The sequence below is a fragment of the Nostoc sp. genome (assembly GCF_036916655.1).
Lineage (GTDB): Bacteria > Cyanobacteriota > Cyanobacteriia > Cyanobacteriales > Nostocaceae > Nostoc.
Genome location: NZ_JBALFY010000093.1, coordinates 303111 through 320296 on the forward strand (window position 1 = coordinate 303111; position 17186 = coordinate 320296).

The 17186-nt window shown below is 41.3% G+C and carries 9 protein-coding genes and 1 pseudogene; 4 read left to right on the plus strand and 6 right to left on the minus strand.

Translation table 11 applies throughout. From position 1 onward, the window contains the following. Positions 1-36: 36 nt before the first annotated feature. A pseudogene (locus V7L31_RS25375) lies at positions 37-516 on the plus strand (penicillin-binding transpeptidase domain-containing protein); the annotation flags it as partial. A gap of 43 nt (positions 517-559) precedes the next feature. Here the strand turns inward: V7L31_RS25375 and thiS are convergent. Further along, positions 560-772 carry a sulfur carrier protein ThiS gene (gene thiS, locus V7L31_RS25380; RefSeq protein WP_289795252.1) on the minus strand — a complete coding sequence of 71 codons (213 nt, stop codon included), beginning with the start codon at positions 770-772 and terminating at the stop codon, positions 560-562. 66 nt (positions 773-838) lie between these two features. Further along, entirely contained in the window at positions 839-1954 is a 1116-nt protein-coding gene (locus V7L31_RS25385; protein ID WP_334698824.1) for a thiamine phosphate synthase, read from the minus strand. A gap of 426 nt (positions 1955-2380) precedes the next feature. Here V7L31_RS25385 and V7L31_RS25390 point away from each other — a divergent pair, with 426 nt between their 5' ends. The 3 genes from V7L31_RS25390 to V7L31_RS25400 all read left to right on the plus strand — a co-directional run bounded on the left by V7L31_RS25390 (position 2381) and on the right by V7L31_RS25400 (position 5313). Further along, complete coding sequence (locus V7L31_RS25390) at positions 2381-4258, plus strand: DUF1565 domain-containing protein (RefSeq protein ID WP_334698825.1); 1878 nt, start codon at positions 2381-2383, stop codon at positions 4256-4258. Positions 4259-4443: 185 nt separating this feature from the next. Further along, positions 4444-5010 (plus strand): type IV pilin-like G/H family protein, encoded by a 567-nt coding sequence (locus tag V7L31_RS25395; RefSeq protein ID WP_334698826.1) that lies wholly within the window; start codon positions 4444-4446, stop codon positions 5008-5010. Positions 5011-5151: 141 nt separating this feature from the next. Beyond that, positions 5152-5313 (plus strand): hypothetical protein, encoded by a 162-nt coding sequence (locus V7L31_RS25400; protein ID WP_334698827.1) that lies wholly within the window; start codon positions 5152-5154, stop codon positions 5311-5313. A 38-nt stretch (positions 5314-5351) separates the two neighbouring features. Here the strand turns inward: V7L31_RS25400 and V7L31_RS25405 are convergent, their stop codons facing one another. The 4 genes from V7L31_RS25405 to V7L31_RS25420 all read right to left on the minus strand — a co-directional run bounded on the left by V7L31_RS25405 (position 5352) and on the right by V7L31_RS25420 (position 17168). Then, positions 5352-6383, minus strand: coding sequence for a WD40 repeat domain-containing protein (locus tag V7L31_RS25405; protein ID WP_334698828.1), 1032 nt, complete (start codon positions 6381-6383; stop codon positions 5352-5354). Positions 6384-6715: 332 nt separating this feature from the next. Next, a complete protein-coding gene (locus tag V7L31_RS25410; RefSeq protein ID WP_442944485.1) occupies positions 6716-8527 on the minus strand; it encodes an ABC transporter ATP-binding protein/permease in 1812 nt (603 codons plus the stop codon). Positions 8528-8636: 109 nt separating this feature from the next. After that, a complete protein-coding gene (locus V7L31_RS25415) occupies positions 8637-9434 on the minus strand; it encodes an aspartate/glutamate racemase family protein (protein WP_334698829.1) in 798 nt (265 codons plus the stop codon). 81 nt (positions 9435-9515) lie between these two features. Then, positions 9516-17168: an amino acid adenylation domain-containing protein gene (locus V7L31_RS25420; protein WP_334698830.1), complete on the minus strand. Its 7653-nt coding sequence runs from the start codon at positions 17166-17168 to the stop codon at positions 9516-9518. Positions 17169-17186 lie beyond the last annotated feature (18 nt).

The following is a 17186-nucleotide window of genomic DNA, read 5'->3' on the forward strand; positions in this document are numbered from 1 at the left end:
TTATAACTAATTAGGCGGACATGATATGAACCTCCCGCTGTTAAAGCGCCAAATTTCGGGCGAAACTTTCAAGAAATCGGTCGTGAAGACTCAATCTTGATTTACGACTCAAAAAACAACCGCATCTATGAACACAATCCTCAACGTAATGCAACTGCGTTCGCTCCAGCTTCGACATTCAAAATTTTTAAAGCACTGGTAGCGCTAGAAACAGGTATAGTTCTTGATGATGTAGCGGTTTTCACTTGGGATGGAATTCACTGAGAAATTGATGCCTAGAATCATGATACAAATTTGCGTCAAGCCTTTAAGGATTCAACTGTTTGGTTTTACCAAGTACTGGCACGTAGGGCTGGATATGAAAGGATGCAGCAATTTATTAATAAAGTAGGTTACGGAAACCGTCAAATTGGCAGCGCCGCAGACATTGATCGTTTTTGGCTACAACCGCAGTTATTGCAAATTACACCCAAAGAGCAAATTAAGTTTTTGCAACGGTTGTATCAATTGAGATTACACGACGTAGCCTTAAGGATTTGGGTTTACTGGCTCAAATCAACTAACCACCCCCAACAATAGTTACCACTTCTAAGCGATCGCCTGGTTGCACTTTTGTTTGTGGCCAAAACTGGCGGTGTAAAATTTCGCCGTTATACTCCACAGCCACCAAACGGGGGTTAAAACCCAACTGTTGGAGTAAGTCGGGTAAAGAAGTTTGAAACGAACAGCTATGGGTTTCCCCATTTATCTGAATCGTAATCTCATTAGACATAATGTGTGTGGGGCATTGGGAATTGGGTATTGGTTACTCACTTTGGGCAAATGACTAATGACTCTTTTAAAGTTCTGGTTTAATGCGATTGAGTTGGGAGAGTAAATATTGTGTGACGAGGGTAGGCTGTTCGGCCTGCATGAGCGATCGCACTACGGCTACACGTTCGGCTCCAGCATCGATCACATCATTGATATTATTGGCATCTATTCCCCCAATCGCAAACCAGGGAATTGAGCAATTTTTGGCGGCATAACTGACATATTCTAGCCCTGTTGCTGCCTTACCTACTTTTGTGGGAGTTTCATAAACTGGCCCCACGCCAATATAATCTACACCTTCAGCAATTGCTGCTTGCATTTCTTCTTTGTTTGTGGTAGAGCGACCTATCAAACGTTGCGAACCCAGTAATTGCCGAGCAATGGTAATAGGCATATCTTGTTGTCCCAGATGCACTCCATCGGCATCGACAGCTAAAGCTAGATCAACGCGATCGTTAACAATGAACAAAGCGCCGTAGATGTGGCATAACTGCCGTAATTTTTTCGCCTGTTCCAGACGCAAAGAATCATCGGCGGTTTTGTCGCGGTACTGTAGAAGCGTTAATCCGCCTTTGAGTGCAGCTTCGACATTGTTCAACAAACTTTCATGTGGGGAAGTAACAAGATACAAATGCGATCGCCATAACAATTGATGGCGTTGATGACCCATTAAACTACTTTCTAGGGTATAAACTTGATAGCGCATCTGCTTACAAGCTTTAGCCATATTTGGCTGATAAAGCTTGCTGTATTCTTCCAACACCCGCAATGCTTCTTCTATGCGACAAAAGTTAGCCTGCAATACCGATTTGATACTAGCTCGTTGTTCTTCCTGAGGATGGGTTAACTCAGTCCCCGGATCGCCTGGTGTATCTCGCGCCGCCCGTAGTTCGGAGGTATGCCACTTGGCTACCTCTTGTCGCAAGCGCTTGCATTCAAGAGCCAATTGGGCATTATTCAACCCAAACCGACACCATTCCTCAATAATTCGCAAGCCCTCACGAGCGCGGTCTAAATTGGCATCTAAAATGCGGTAAACAACTTGCTGTATTTGCTCTTTTTGGCTGTATGGCTCGACCATTACAACAACCCCGTTAGTGCTTTCATCAAAGTGTGAATTATCATAAGCCCTAGTAACCATAGTTAATTAATTTGCTTTTTTTTTACTAGATTTTTGCTGAATCTACGCAAAACAACGTAGTAGTGAGGGTTATAGTCAATTATCCCATGTTCCTATAGACAGTGATAAGGGTAGTTTGAGGCTACAGTTTTGCACTAAGTTTAGTCAAGTGTTTTACCGGAAACGACAAGCTTACAAAGGACTGGGAAGAGGTATACACCAGAAAATCCACAATAGATATATCAGTGAAAAGAATGTAGGCACAATTCATGAATTGTGCCTACAAAAATTTTGGGTAATACTTAATTAATTTTTGGAGATATCTGATGAGCATTTATTACTCTGTATGAAATATCGCCAATTGGTCAATATATGAGTAATATTATCGACATAATACTCTGTAAGAGTATAAGAATTTATGATTACTTCTAAGGAGTCGTGTTAAATATGATTCTCCCTTATGTGTTTGATAAGTACCGTAGAGTAGATGTTCTGATTGCAAAGCTGAGGTTTATGAAATCAGCAAGGCTTTTATTCTTCAGTTTTTCAGTATTATTATTTACCGTCAGTCTGGGAGCAGCAAGTTTGGCGTTTCTGGGTTGCGCGTTCGCTCAGATTCCATCAACACCAGATTCAGCGCCTCTAGGTGAAAAAATACCTTCTCAGACTAACGTGCTGTTTGTCAACCCTAGCATCGGAGATGACAAGGCAGGCAATGGTAGCGAATCCAGTCCTGTAAAAACTATTACCCAAGCCTTGCGATTAGCTAATGCCAATACTGTAATTATGCTTTCCACGGGTACTTATAGCGCCGAGACAGGAGAGGAATTTCCCTTAATTCTGAAACCAGGTGTTTCAATTCAAGGCAACCCTAGCAATCAAGGTAAGGACATTATTATTCAAGGAGGCGGTGATTATCTGAGTCGGAGTTTTGCCGGACAAAATGTCACAATTGTGGGGGCAAACCAAGTTTTGCTCACTGGGGTGACAGTGACGAACTCTAACCCCCGTGGTTACGGTTTATGGATTGAATCTAGCAACCCGGTAGTTGCAGAAAATACATTTACTGGCAGTACTCAAGATGGGATTTCTGTCAGTGGTAATGCTGCACCTACTATTAGTAAGAATTACTTCGATCGCAATGGAGCCAATGGGATCACAATTGCTGGTAACTCTAGTCCCCAAGTGAAAGAAAATGTCTTTCACGAAACGGGGTTTGGGATTAATATTGCCCAAAATTCCGCTCCTGTAGTTATTGGCAATCAAATTCAGAATAATAGATCGGGGATTGTGGTACAAGCAAAAGCCCGCCCAATTTTGCGGAATAATATTATTCAAGATAATAAAGAAGATGGTTTAGTTGCGATCGCTCAAGCAATGCCAGATTTGGGTAATGCATCGGAACCTGGGGGTAATACATTTCAAAATAACGGCCGCTACGACATTAACGCCAGCGCTGCTAAACAGGTGATTTCTGCTGCTGGTAACAACCTTGTGAGCGATCGCATCAGTGGCAAGCTGGATATTAACGGGACAACAGCACTAGCAACCCAAAATTCTCAACCTGCTGCCAATAATGTTTTACGAGAAATACCAGCAAACGGTGAAATAAGCTTTTCATCTCCCGAAATCTCTGAAACTACTAATAGGCAAAGCAGCAACAACATTTCAGCAAATAATCCTGTTTCTGGCCAATTAAATAGTCAACTGCTGCCATTGGTGCCAGCTAACATATCACTTTCCACCGCTAGATCCAATCAACAACCACCCACCTCTAAAGTTGCCGGATTTCCTACTCCTAGCAGCTTGTCAGGTAGACTGCCAACTAACACTCAAGTTGCACAGCCACCTAATACACCACAGTTAAATTATGTGCGGATCGATCCTAATACGATTGAGTTTACTGCTCCTGAGTATCCATCTAATTCAGTTGCACAGCCACCAGTTCCAACTATGAGGAATCAAATACAGCAGCCATCACCAATACTGGAAACTGCTGTCCCAGATGCTTCCGCACTTTTACCACTTCCTAACAACAATATTCCCATTGCTAATACTCGCAATTTGCGAACAAGTTCTGCAAGTATTCCATATCGTGGTAACTCTGCAACACAATTTGGTGTGCGTTATCGCGTAGTAGTGCCACTGGCAACTGATAAGGATAAAGATTTAGTGCGATCGCTTGTTCCTGGTGCATTTCCTACAGTTTGGGAAGGTCAAAAAGTTATGCAGGCAGGAGTATTTAGCAGTGAATATAACGCTAAAGAAATGCTCAAAAGACTCTCTAGCAATGGTTTAAGAGCCATTATGGAGCCGTTGAATTAATTGGGGATTGGGCAGGTGTAGAGGGGAAAGACTTACATCCCCTCCAGTCTTTTTCTTTTCTACGAGACGCTGCGCGTAGCTTGCTTCCCTGTAAGGGTACAATTTTAAATTTTGATGTAAGAGATTGTGTTAAAGACTTCAGAGTGTTCGTCAACAAAACAAATTATCTCGGGCAGAAAATAGTCATGAATCTTCTCTTAAAACTTGATAAAAAAACACGATTTAAAGCTTTATTTTTGCTAGCATTTATTCCTTTTGTCTGGATTATATTGCCACCAATTATATATAATTTATTTCCTTTAAATTTTAGTAATGAAAGTTGGAGTACATCATCAGTAGGACTGGCTTCAATTGGCATGATGACTCGTGGTCAGCAGAGATACTTTTTAGAGCATAATGGCATTTTTAGTAAGTCGATTCATGAAATAGACATTGCTCTTAAAGAACAAATGTCAAACTCGTCAAAAAACTATAACTATTCTATAAAAATAACCCCAATTTCTGCATTCAATTATGCAAATCCCCGACGAGAGTATGTAAAAAAGGGATGGTTCGTCAAAATACCAGTAATAGGTTATGTTAGTGGTATCTTTATTATACCTAATACTAAAAATTCTAAAAATGAACTAAAAACTTTCGCAATTATATGTCAAAACAAATTACCAGGCACTATCCAATTAAGCGATCCAATTTATCAAAATGGTATTCTTACTTGTGGTTCGGGAACTATAAAATTGCAGAGACCGAAATAACTTGCCACTAGGATTCCCCTAAAACATCAGTAGAATTGGGCTGACATTTAATTCAGTAGAATTGGGCTGACATTTAATAATGATGATCGGGGAAATGAAGCATCTAAAGCACTGTTTCGAGACAGCCGCTCAAGAAAATCTGTGTATGAAGAATTATATAAAATCTTCAGTTCACTGGTGGATTTTCAAGAGCAAAACCCACGACTATATCAATTCTTGTACGAACACAAACGGGATTTTAGTTTGGCAGATGCAGTACTCTCACTTGCACAAACTTTGGCAGTTTTAAAACCAGACGAATAGCTCAGACGCAAGACTCTCATAACTTTTAAAACATTCTTTTACGGGTGGCTTGGTGCAGGAAATTTCCACACCGTAATTCCGTCCTGTGTTCCACTAAACAAAGTCTTGCCATCTGTACTAAATACCATTGCCCCTGACCAGTTGCTAACATCGGGCAGAGTTGCTTCCATATTTCCTGTTACCAGATTCCAAACCCGGTATGGTTTATATCCTCCACCAGCAATTAAAGACTGCCCATCAGGACTAAAGGCGATGGTGATCTGCGGAAAATAGAAGCCCCCAAAATCCTGCAACAATTTTTCTGTTGTCAGGTTCCACACTTTTACCTGCTTGGCACTACCACTAGCGAGCAACTGACCGTCACGACTAATGGCCAGGGTAGATATTGTACCATAATGTCCAGTCAAAGTGGCGCGTTTTCGTCCAGTTGCCAGATCCCATACAGTGATGTGATTGCTCGAATCGCCACTAACCAAAGTCTTGCCATCTGGACTCAGCGCCAAAGTTATTACAGCATCCGGTGTTTGTGCCAATGTGCTTGTTAATTGTCCAGTCGCCAAATTCCACATCTTAATGGTCTTGTCGGAACTGGCACTCACAATTGTTTGCTGATTGGGTGTGATCACCAGTGCATTTACAACTTCAGAATGCCCTTTGAGCATAAATTTGAGTTTTCCCGTCGTTAAATTCCACACCTTAATGGTCTTGTCTAAACTCCCACTCACCAAAGTCTGACCATCAGCAGAAAGCGCAAGGTCATAAATATCATTGGCGTGTCCTTTGAGGGTTAATTGCGGCTGCTGACTTGGCAGATGCCAGACGGTAAAGCTTTTGCCACCGCCGCACACTAAGGTGTGACCATCCCAAGAAAGGGCGATCGCTTCTGCTACTCCACTTAACTTTCGCACTACTGTCAAATCGCAATACTGGGAATGAGGCTGCGACAACTTGCAGATATTCGTTGCTCGGTAACTGCTCCAGAAATACGCTCCAACTTGTATCACAAAAATCATAACCACTACACCACGCAGCAGCCAAATCTGTTTTTTGCTCAACCAGTTGTCTAACATCAGCTCTGTTCTCTTTTCGGTAGGTAGTTAGTTGAATTGATCGCAAACGGGGTATGGGGTGTAGGGAAAGACTGTGTGCCCCATACCTTATAAGTACGAGCTATTGCATTTATGTATGTATTAAAAGAAAGATGTATTTCCATATACATAATAATACTTTCTTGTAGAGTTCCGTCGAACTCACGTAGTTTTAGGCTGATTTCTTACAAAATCAACACCGTAAGATCGGTTCTAATGGTGTTAATTTTAGAGTCTGTTAATCCCTGAATATCTTGATGAGAAAGTCCGGCGATCGCGTCTATCTCTGTGGATATTTCTGGTTGATCAGATTCTCAGATGACCTTAGCATTTTCGGAAGTATTAGTGGCAATTTCTTTTGCTTTTTGCAACCGATAATCCTGCACAGTCACAAGTTGCCAACTAGAATCTTGTGAGAGTTCTAAAACCCATTGATGATAGTTAAACAAACTTTCTCGATGTCCAACACTGATAAAAGTTGTGTTTGCTGATTGCAACTGTTGATATAAATTACCTTCATTATTCAAATCTAAAGCACTTGTTGCTTCATCTAAGATAGTGAAGCTAGGATGAGTAACTAATAGTCGGGCGAACGCTAGGCGTTGTTGTTCTCCCAGCGATAATATATTTTCCCAAGGAACTTCTGTATCAAAGCCTTCAACTCGACTTAGCAAGTTCTGCAAGTTGACTTGTTGCAAAACTTCTTTGAGTTCTGCGTCAGTCATTTGGCGATTTATATTAGGATAGAGTAACTGTTCGCGCAGAGTTCCCAAAATGATGTAAGGACGTTGGGGCAAAAACAACACTTCGGCTAAGGGAGGTCGCACCAGACGACCAGTTCCCGCATTCCACAAACCTGCGATCGCTCTCAACAGAGAACTCTTACCTCGACCACTCGGCCCTACAATTAATAAACCTTCTCCAGGCTGAACGTTTAATGATAAGTCTTCAACAATCATCTGTTCATAGTTGGGCGTTTGTAAGGTAACATTCTCAAAAGCCAGACGGTTTTCTTCTATAGTTTTAATGCTGCTAATATTTTCTGGCTCTTTGGTAACAGCTTCTAACGCATCTGAAAACTCAGTTAAACGCTCAATGTAACTCGAAAATCTTCCTGAAGTACCAAATTCACTGATGAGTGTTGCTAGCGCACCAGCAAATAGATTAGCAACCATATTAGCTTGGCTAACTTGTCCAAAATTAATTTCATCATTTATGTATAAAGGTGCAAGCACTAAAAAAGGAAATATTTGGATCAGGGCTTGATACCCTCTGGTAAATATGTCCTCATTTCTTTCCCAGTTAATTTTGCGTTGAATATTTTTAATAACTTGACTAAATCTACGCCTAATGATATTCGATTCTTGGTTTTCACCCTGAAAAAAAGCGATTGATTCGGCATGATTCCGAACATGAGTTAGGGAATAATTATAATCTGCTTCAACTTCCAGCTTTTCTTGATTAATTTTATTTAGTTCTTGAGTTAAATAAAGAGCGATTAAATTTCCTATGATTGTATAAACAAGTAAAACAGATGCAACAAATTGAGAAATTGACCAAAGAATACTCAAAAAAATCGCCATTTCTAAAACTTTTTCTAACAAAGTAGTTGAAAAACTAAGAACAGTTCTAGCAATAGGTTCAATTTCTTGCCCTAGACGTTGGTCTGGGTTATCAATATCAGATTTAAAATTGATTTTATAATAGGCGCGATTACGCAAATATTTTTCTAATATTTGATTATTTAACCATTGGTGCCAATCAAGAGCTATTTTTTTTCTAACAAATTTAGAAAATCCTACCAAAAGTGTTACAAACAGTAGACCAACAGCGTAGAACGATATCATTTGCCAAAATCTAGAAGCATCTTTCTCCTCAATAACATCTATTAAATCGCGAGTAATGAAAGTATTAAAGGCAGTTACGCTCACAAGTGCCATTACTAAGAATATCAGGAGAATTAACATCCCCCAGGAACGTATCACTTCTGAAAATGCCCTTCCTCCTACCTCTGTAGGAAACCAGTAAGGGCCAGCAATCATTTTGATGTTTTCCCAAAATTGAGTAAAACTTGAAAGAAAAAAAGTCTTTTTTAAAGATTGATTAGGAAAAGCTTGAGTTTGCATGAGTAGGCCGACAATACTATTTATAGTAAGGATAGGGTAGGAGGCAGTAAAAATTTACTTTCTATTTCATTAGGCATAGCAATAAAATAATAAAACATTTTATGTACAATTAAATGGTTTCACATAAAGATATTTTAGTGTTAGTAGCTGCTGAATTAAATTGCTTAGTAAGTTTTATATTTTCTGTAAATAAATTAGAATTAAACGTGGATGTTTCTAATAGCTGATAAAAATTTTTGGCGATTGTAGTTAAAGGATCGATCGCTTGGATAAAATCAATTCCATGTAGCTTAAGCGATTTGGTGAACAGATGAAATTCTGTACAACCTGAAATATAGGAACTGGTCTTATATTTATGTAACAAATCTTGGATATCTACAAGAATTGTGAGTGGCTCTTGTCCTCGTTTCAATACTCTATATATCATCTCATGGAGCGAGTATTGATCTTTTTCAGATAGATAAATAATGCGATTGGCAGCAGTGCAACCTTCGTGAAATAGTTTTTTGCGATAAGTACCTGCGCTTGCCAGTAAAAGGGCAGGTTCATCATGTTTTTGTAGTTGTTGGTCTACAATTGTAATTAAAGAAATTACTTTATTAGTCAGATGTTCTGGGATATAAGGCAGAGCGTAATGAGATGTACAACAACTAATTACTATACGGTCAACTAATTTATTGAGGCTTTCTAGATGTAGTTGCATAAAATCAATAAATTCTCGTTCATTCCCACTATTAATTGAATTGGTGCGATCGGGTGCAGAGGGTAGGGAGAAAACAATGACGTTGGGTGCTTCTTGTTCTTTATCAATAAACTGATTATATTCATAAATAGATTTGAGAAATTCAGCAGTAACAATAGGCCCCATACCACCTAAAACTCCAAGCATTGGTAGTTTTTTATTCATAAATATTCTTTGAATTATTGATTGCTATGGTATTCCAATTCGTAATTACAAAATATGTTGTCGAGTTTTATAAAGTTGGTATTAACTTTGTGCTTGTGCTTGCTGGATGTAGACTTTCAAGCGTTCGGCTAAAACTTGAACGTAGGGTTCAGACATCATAGTTACATGATTGCCAGGAAGAAAATCGACATTCACTGGTTTGCCAGAAAACTCGTTCCACCCCAAGGCTGAATCTTGTAACATCTCAGCAGGTAATTTTCTAGCATAGTTGTCCCCAAGAGGTTCACTGGCACGTAGAAGCTTAATCCCACCAGGATAGATTTGTTGTGGTACATAATCAATTAGAGATAAAGAGTTAGTTTTATAAGCTTGCAGCATATTTTTGAGTTGTGTAGTTTCTGCATTAGGTGGTAGCATATTAACCATTTTGAAAAGTTCTAAAATGTAATTTAGTTGCTTATTTTCAGGTAGCGATCGCAACGTATCTTCAGTAATATCTATCTTCGTTACCAGCGCAACTTCTACTGTTTTGATCAAGTCAATCAGCCACCTAGCACGATCCCAATCAAGGCAATCAAGACGTGTTTTTCTTTCATTCAGGGTTGGTGCAGTAGTATCAATAATGACAAGCAAGGCAACTTCATATCGCTGATGAAGCAACTGCTGCGCCATTTCAAAAGCTACTTTGCCTCCAAAAGAATGCCCTCCCAAAAAGTATGGCCCTTGCGGCTGAACACTTTGTATTGCTTGAATGTAACGACTAGCCATCTCTTTAATTTGGGTGGCTGGCTCTAATTCTCGATCAAACTTGTTTGGTTGAAAACCGTATAACGGTTGCTCTGCTCCTAAGTAACGCCCTAAGTGATACAAGTAGAAAGGCTCACCACCAGCACCGGGAACGCAGAAGAAAGGTAAGTTTGAACCATTAGGCTGAATTGGTACTAAACAAGATGAATTTGAGCTATCCGATTCTACTTGTACAATTGTCGCCAACTGTTCAATAGTTGGATTTTGGAACAGGCTGGCTAAAGGAATCTCTTTACCAAACTGCTGTTTAATTTGAGCCATTAAGTAGGGAGCCAAAAGGGAATGACCGCCAAGGTTAAAAAAGTTTTCTTGTACTCCCACTTTGTCAACTTTGAGAATTTTTGACCAAATTTGTACTAATTGCAGTTCTATTTGGTTACGGGGTTCTACAAATTTGCCCAAGTTATTGATGTGAGAAGGTGCGGGCAATGCTCGACGGTCTACTTTACCGTTGGCTGTTAGTGGCAAGCTATCTAGAAATACAAAACTAGAAGGAAGCATATATTGTGGCAGCTTGGTAGAGAGGAAGCCGCGAATTTCACTAATAGTTGGTGCTGACTCTCGATTTGGGATGATGTAAGCCACTAAGCTTTGTTCGCCCAGAACATCTTCATAGGCAATCACTACAGTTTGATGCACAGATGGGTGCTGTGCTAACGCTGTCTCAATTTCCCCAAGCTCAATGCGTATGCCGCGAATCTTGACTTGATAATCTTGGCGACCGAGAATTTCTAGAGAGCCATCGGGAAGATAGCGACCGCGATCGCCTGTATAGTACAACAAATCTTGGTGATCATTGCGAAAATGATTTTTGACGAACCGAGAGCGCATTTCTTCAGGGGCGTTAATGTAGCCCAAGCTGCGGAATGGTGTCCTCAAAACAATCTCGCCCGGTTCTCCAATACCGCACATTTGTTGATTTACACTCAAAACAAGTGCTTGAGTGTCAGGCATTGGCCTTCCTACTGGCTGTATTCCTGGTGTCGGTTCGCTGGGTACTTGGTAATAACACTTGACTAAAGTTGTCTCTGTCGCCCCATAAAGATTGATGATTTCTCCTGCTTGGGGAAAAGCATCCCGCCACCGCCGGATGAGTGTTTCCTTCAGAGGTTCTCCAGAAAAGAATAACCAGCGTAAGCTACGCAAGGAGACTTCAGAGGGTACATTAGCTAACCATGATTGTGCCAAGGAAGGAACTGTGTGTACGACAGAAATTTGTTCGCGTTCCAAGTAATGCAGAATTTTTGTCGGTTCTAAGTTATCCCCTGCTGCTGGCAGACATAAGGTTGCACCACTGGTTAAAGGTAAGAAGATATCTCTTAAGATGGCATCAAAGGAAAGTTTTGTTAATTGAGCAATGCGGTCTTGTTGACTAATTTTAAAAGTCTGACGCTGCCAACTGATAAAATGCGCTATCCCTTTGTGACACCCTAACACTCCTTTCGGAACGCCTGTACTACCAGAAGTAAAGAAAATATAGGCTGGATCGTCACCGGATATTTCCGGCATGGGTATTTTATTACTACTTTCCTGGTGATGATGATTTATCGGTTCTGCTGTGTCTTGATTTATACGTATAACAGTTAGAGATTGCCATATCTCCTGGGTTTCTGGGTGCTGACCATCAAGGTCTAATATGTATTTAGCTTGAGCTTCTTGGAGTATTAACTTTTGGCGATCGCTGGGAAGTTGGGGATCGAGTGTCATTAATACGCCGCCACTCAAAAGCACTGCGATCGCACTGGCAATTAATCCAAAACTAGATATCCCATACAAAACAACAACATCTCCCCGTTGGATGCCGTGACTCAGCATCACTCTAGCTAAAGCTTGAGAGCATTTGCCTAATTCTCCATAGTTCCAAGTGCGAGTTCCTTGACGTACTGCTGGCTGTTCTGGGGTGCTATTTACCCAAGAGGTAAAAGTTGTTGTAACTAATTCGTATTCTGGTTCTGGTATAGCAGTTGTGGGATTTGGTAGTAAAAGTTGCGCTGGTGGTGTGACAAGAGAATAAGAGGCAATTTCACTATCAGGCTCAACAACAATTTGATTCAGCAAATGATGGAATTGTTGCAGCATTTCCACGATTCGTTCACAAGTAAATAGGTCAGAATTATAAACTACTTGCAGGTTTATTCCTTGTTCGTGTTCTGCAACATACAAACTTAAGTCAAACTTAGAAGCTGCTTCTGGTATCGATATCGGTTCTACAGACAATCCCAACAGTTCCGGTTGGGTATCTGCCAAGTTAATTAAATTAAACCATACTTGAAAAATTGGGTTGTGACTAAGATTTCGTTCTGGCTGCAATGCTTCCACCAACATTTCAAAAGGCAAATCTTGATAACTGTATGCTCCCAAAGCGACTTCTCGCACCCGTGCTAGTAGCTGCTTAAAACTAGGATTACCATCCAAACGGGTACGCAACACCAAGGTATTGACAAAAAAGCCAATCAATGGTTCTATCTCTGCACGGTTGCGGTTAGCGATCGGTGTTCCTATGCAGAGATCATCCTGCCCACTATAACGCCATAGCAAGATTTGGAATGCTGCTAACAGCGTCATAAACAAAGTTACGCTTTCTGTTTGGCTCAACTGTTTGAGCGCAACAGTTAGTTCTTTTGAAAGTGCAAACTCTTGATATGCCCCGTGGTAAGTTTGCACAGCCCCTCTAGGTCGGTCTGTCGGTAGGGAAGATAAAGTTGGTGAGGAAGCTAGTTGTTGTTGCCAGTACGAGAGTTGGCTTTGCAGTACATCCCCTTGCAACCAGTTTCGCTGCCATAACGCGAAATCTGCGTACTGAATCGGTAGTGGTGCTAACGGTGACTGCCGACCTTGAGAATAGGCATTATACAGCGATGCTAACTCTTGGATGAACACACCCATTGACCAGCCATCGGAAACAATGTGATGTATAAACACCAACAAAGCCTGTTCTGTTTCGGACAGTAAAACTAAAGTTGCCCTAACTAATGGTTCATCTGCCAGATTAAAAGGTTGAATAGCTTGTTGTTGCACTAATTGCTGTGTAGCAACTTCTTTTTCGGTGGTGGTTAAATGTTTTAAGTCAACAATTGAGACTGTCCAAAGCGTAGGGTCAGAAGTTCTTCCTATTTCCTGCCCCCTGCCCCCTGCCCCCTGCTCCCTGCCCCCTACCCCCTGTTCCCTAATAACTTGAGAAGGTTTTCCATCAACTGTAATAAAGTTGGTGCGTAAAGCTTCGTGGCGATGAATGATTTCTTGTAAGCTTCGTTCTAAGGCATCTTGATTGAGAGTTCCTAATAGACGCAAAGTTAGGGGCATATTGTAGGAACCACTGCCCGGCTGTAACTGGTCTAAGAACCACAAACGCTGTTGAGCATAAGATAATGGTAATATTGCATCCCTTGACCTTGGTAAAATGGGTGGGGAAGGAGGTAGAGACGTTGCTTGCGATCGCCCAATCAAATGTCCTAATTCCGCAACTGTGGCGGCGGCAAACAGACTACGCAAGGGTATCTGCACTTGGAAAACGCTGCTAATCCGTGATAGTAGTTGCGTTCCTAGTAGTGAATGTCCCCCCAGTTCAAAGAAGTTATTATAAATACCCACTTGCTCTACTTTCAATACTTGCGCCCAAATCTGCGCCAGCATTTCTTCAACGGGAGTACGTGGGGCAACATATTTATCTTCGGGTTTGCTGTGTAAATCTGGTGCGGGTAAAGCGCGGCGGTCTACTTTGCCGTTTGGGGTGAGTGGCAGGTACTCCAGAATCACTATTGCATTTGGAACCATGTACTCTGGAAGTTTTGCCTTGAGAAAGTGGCGTAAATCATTAATTGTCGGTGTACAGTCTTGATGTGCTACCACATAAGCAACTAAGCGTTTATCACCAGGAATATCTTCACGGGCGATGACACAAGATGCCTGTATATCTCCATGTTGGCTGAGTGCTGTTTCGATTTCGCCTAACTCAATTCGGAAGCCACGAATTTTAACTTGATTATCTATCCGTCCTATATACTCAATATTGCCATCAGGTAAATAGCGTACTAAATCCCCAGTTTTATAAAGTCGGGGATTGGGGATTGGGGATTGGGGATTGGGGACTGGGAAGAATTTCTGCTCCTCTGCTCCTCTGCCCCTCTGCCCCCCTGCCCCCCTGCTCCTCTGCCCCTCTGCCCCCCTGCTTCGAGCAAAGGGATTAGGAATAAATTTCTCCTGTGTCAACTCTGGGCGATTGAGGTAGCCTCGCGCTAATCCTATTCCACCAATGTGCAGTTCTCCTGGTATACCTATGGGAACTGGTTGTAAGTTTGAGTCGAGGATGTAAATTTGTGTGTTAGAAACAGGGCGACCAATGGGAATCGAGGATAAAGCCGAGTCACACATTTGGGCAGATAAAGGAAAGCTGCTAGCTTGAATTGTTGTTTCCGTAGGCCCATAACCGTTAATTAACTGTGGAGAAGTTTTATATAAATCTGAATTTTGTTGTATATATTCGTACCACAGCTTGATTTTTTCTGGGAGTAATCTTTCTCCGCCAATGGTTATTAGTCGTAGACTCGGTGACAAACGCTTGTTTGTTCGAGCCAATTCTGTAACTAATTCATGCCAGTAGGCTGCTGGTACATTCAGTACGGTTATTTGCCAACGTTCAATTCCTTCAATCAAAGCGAACCAGGAATTTAACATCTGTTCTGTACGCAATACCAGCGTGCCGCCAACACTTAAGCAAGGATAAATATCTTTAGCGAAGACATCAAAACTGAAAGAACTAAACTGGAGAATGCAATCTTTTTGGTTAATGCCCCATTGTGTTACCTCAGCTTTGGTAAAGTTGACCAAAGACTGATGCTCAATCATCACGCCTTTTGGTCTTCCTGTAGAACCAGAGGTATAAATCACATAAGCCAGATTAGTTGGTTGTATATCACTGATGAGATTATTCTGGCTGGACTGAGCTATCTTTTCCCACTGAGTATTTAAGCATACAAGCTTTGCTTGATTCTCAGGTAATTTATCAACTAAATGCTGTTGGGTGACTAATACTGAAACTTGAGCATCTTCAAGCATAAAGTGCAAATGCTCAGTTGGATACTCTGGGTCAAGTGGCAGGTATGCACCACCCGCCTTGAGAACCGCCAACAGTCCCACGACCATTTCTAAAGAACGCTCGACGCAAATGCCTACCAAGACTTCAGATTTTACACCCAAAGTTTTTAGGTAGTGCGCCAACTGATTAGCGCGGCTGTTTAATTCATAGTAAGTTAATTGACGATCGCCAAACACAACTGCCACTGCATTGGGTGTACGCTCTACCTGCTCCTCAAACAACTGATGGATACAGCGATCGCGGCGATACTCAATTTGTGTATTGTTCCATTCAACGAGTAATTTTCGTTGTTCTGCTGCTGTCAGTAGGGGCAATTGTGATATTTGCTGCTGCGGGTTAGTCACAATGGCTTCTAGTAAGGTCACAAAATGCCCTGCTATCCGTTCGATAGTACCTGCATCAAACAAGTCAGTGTTATATTCCCACATACCGACTAGTCCAGTGGCAGTGTTCTGCATTGATAAGGTCAAATCAAACTTTGCGGTTGCGCTTTCTGCCGCAAATTGACTGACTGTTAAACCACTAAGTTCTACTCCAGAGGCAGGTAGATTCTGAAAGGCAAACAACACTTGAAATAGTGGTGAATAGCTCAGATCCCTTTGTGGCTGCAATACTTTGACCAATTCCTCAAAGGGTAGGTCTGGATGAGCGTAAGCTTCGAGTATTACTTGCCTAACTCGACCTAGTAACTGCCTAAAACTGGGATTGCCTGATAAATCTGTGCGTAGAACTAAAGTATTGACAAAAAAGCCAATTAACCCTTCTATCTCTAAGCGATCGCGGTTAGCAATGGGTGTACCTACTACAATGTCATCTTGCCCTGTATAGCGATAAAGCAAGGTAACATAAGCCGTAAACAGCGTCATGAACAGGGAAGCTCTTTCTTGCCTACTAAAATTGGCAAGTGCTTCACTCAATTCAATTGGCAGTTGTATATATTGACGCGCCCCCCGGAAAGTTTGCACGGCTGGTCTAGGTCGGTCTGTCGGTAATTCTAATAAAGTGGGAGCGTTTTTGAGTTGTTGCTTCCAGTAATCAAACTGTTTTTGAATTATCCCTGTTTGCCACAACCGACTTTGCCAAATCGCAAAATCCGCATACTGAATTGGTAGCTCAGGTAGCTGTGGGGATGAGTTGTGGCACAGAGCCGAGTAAATGCTTGCTAACTCCCGCATCAATACACCTGTTGACCAACCATCAAAAACAATGTGGTGTATTGTCAGCAGCAAAACCTGTTCTACCTCTGTAAGTTGAAATACAGAAGCTCGGATTAAAGGAGAACTTACAAGGTCAAATGGTTGAGTAGCTTCTGCTTTAGCTGATTGCTGGAGGGCGATTTCTCTTTCACTTTCAGGATATTTTGTTAAGTCTACTACTGCCACACTTAAGGTTAAGCTTTCGGCAATTACCTGTACTGGTTGCTCATTGATAGTGCGGAAATTGGTACGTAAAACTTCGTGACGAGCGATAATTTTGTTGAGGCTTTGCTCTAGTGCCACGACGTTTAATTGACCATGAAGCCGCAAAGCTAATAATTCGTTGTAGAAGGGATTATCTGGTTCTAATTGACTCAAGAGCCAGATTTGTTCTTGGGCAAAAGATAGAGGTAATTTTTGAGTGCGATCGCTTTTAATTAAAGGTAAATCATGGAGGGTAGCAATTGCATTTTTCTGCTCAAGTAACAAAATCAGTTCTGCTTTATTCTTAGCAAGTAAGTCACGGGTTTCTACTGTCAATACTCCTTTGGGAGCATTAACACGCAACTGTTCACCTTCAACCCACAACTTCACACCTCGCTGAGAAAGCTCAGATACTAATTGTTTGACATTCACAGAAATTACCTCCACTTC

Excerpts from the sequence above, each read along its gene's own strand:
- V7L31_RS25390 (WP_334698825.1), top strand. The coding sequence starts at position 2,381 with ATGATTCTCCCTTATGTGTTTGATAAGTACCGTAGAGTAGATGTTCTG.
- V7L31_RS25395 (WP_334698826.1), top strand. The coding sequence starts at position 4,444 with ATGAATCTTCTCTTAAAACTTGATAAAAAAACACGATTTAAAGCTTTA.
- V7L31_RS25415 (WP_334698829.1), bottom strand. The coding sequence starts at position 9,434 with ATGAATAAAAAACTACCAATGCTTGGAGTTTTAGGTGGTATGGGGCCT.
- V7L31_RS25385 (WP_334698824.1), bottom strand. The coding sequence starts at position 1,954 with ATGGTTACTAGGGCTTATGATAATTCACACTTTGATGAAAGCACTAAC.
- thiS (WP_289795252.1), bottom strand. The coding sequence starts at position 772 with ATGTCTAATGAGATTACGATTCAGATAAATGGGGAAACCCATAGCTGT.
- V7L31_RS25410 (WP_442944485.1), bottom strand. The coding sequence starts at position 8,527 with ATGCAAACTCAAGCTTTTCCTAATCAATCTTTAAAAAAGACTTTTTTT.
- V7L31_RS25405 (WP_334698828.1), bottom strand. The coding sequence starts at position 6,383 with ATGTTAGACAACTGGTTGAGCAAAAAACAGATTTGGCTGCTGCGTGGT.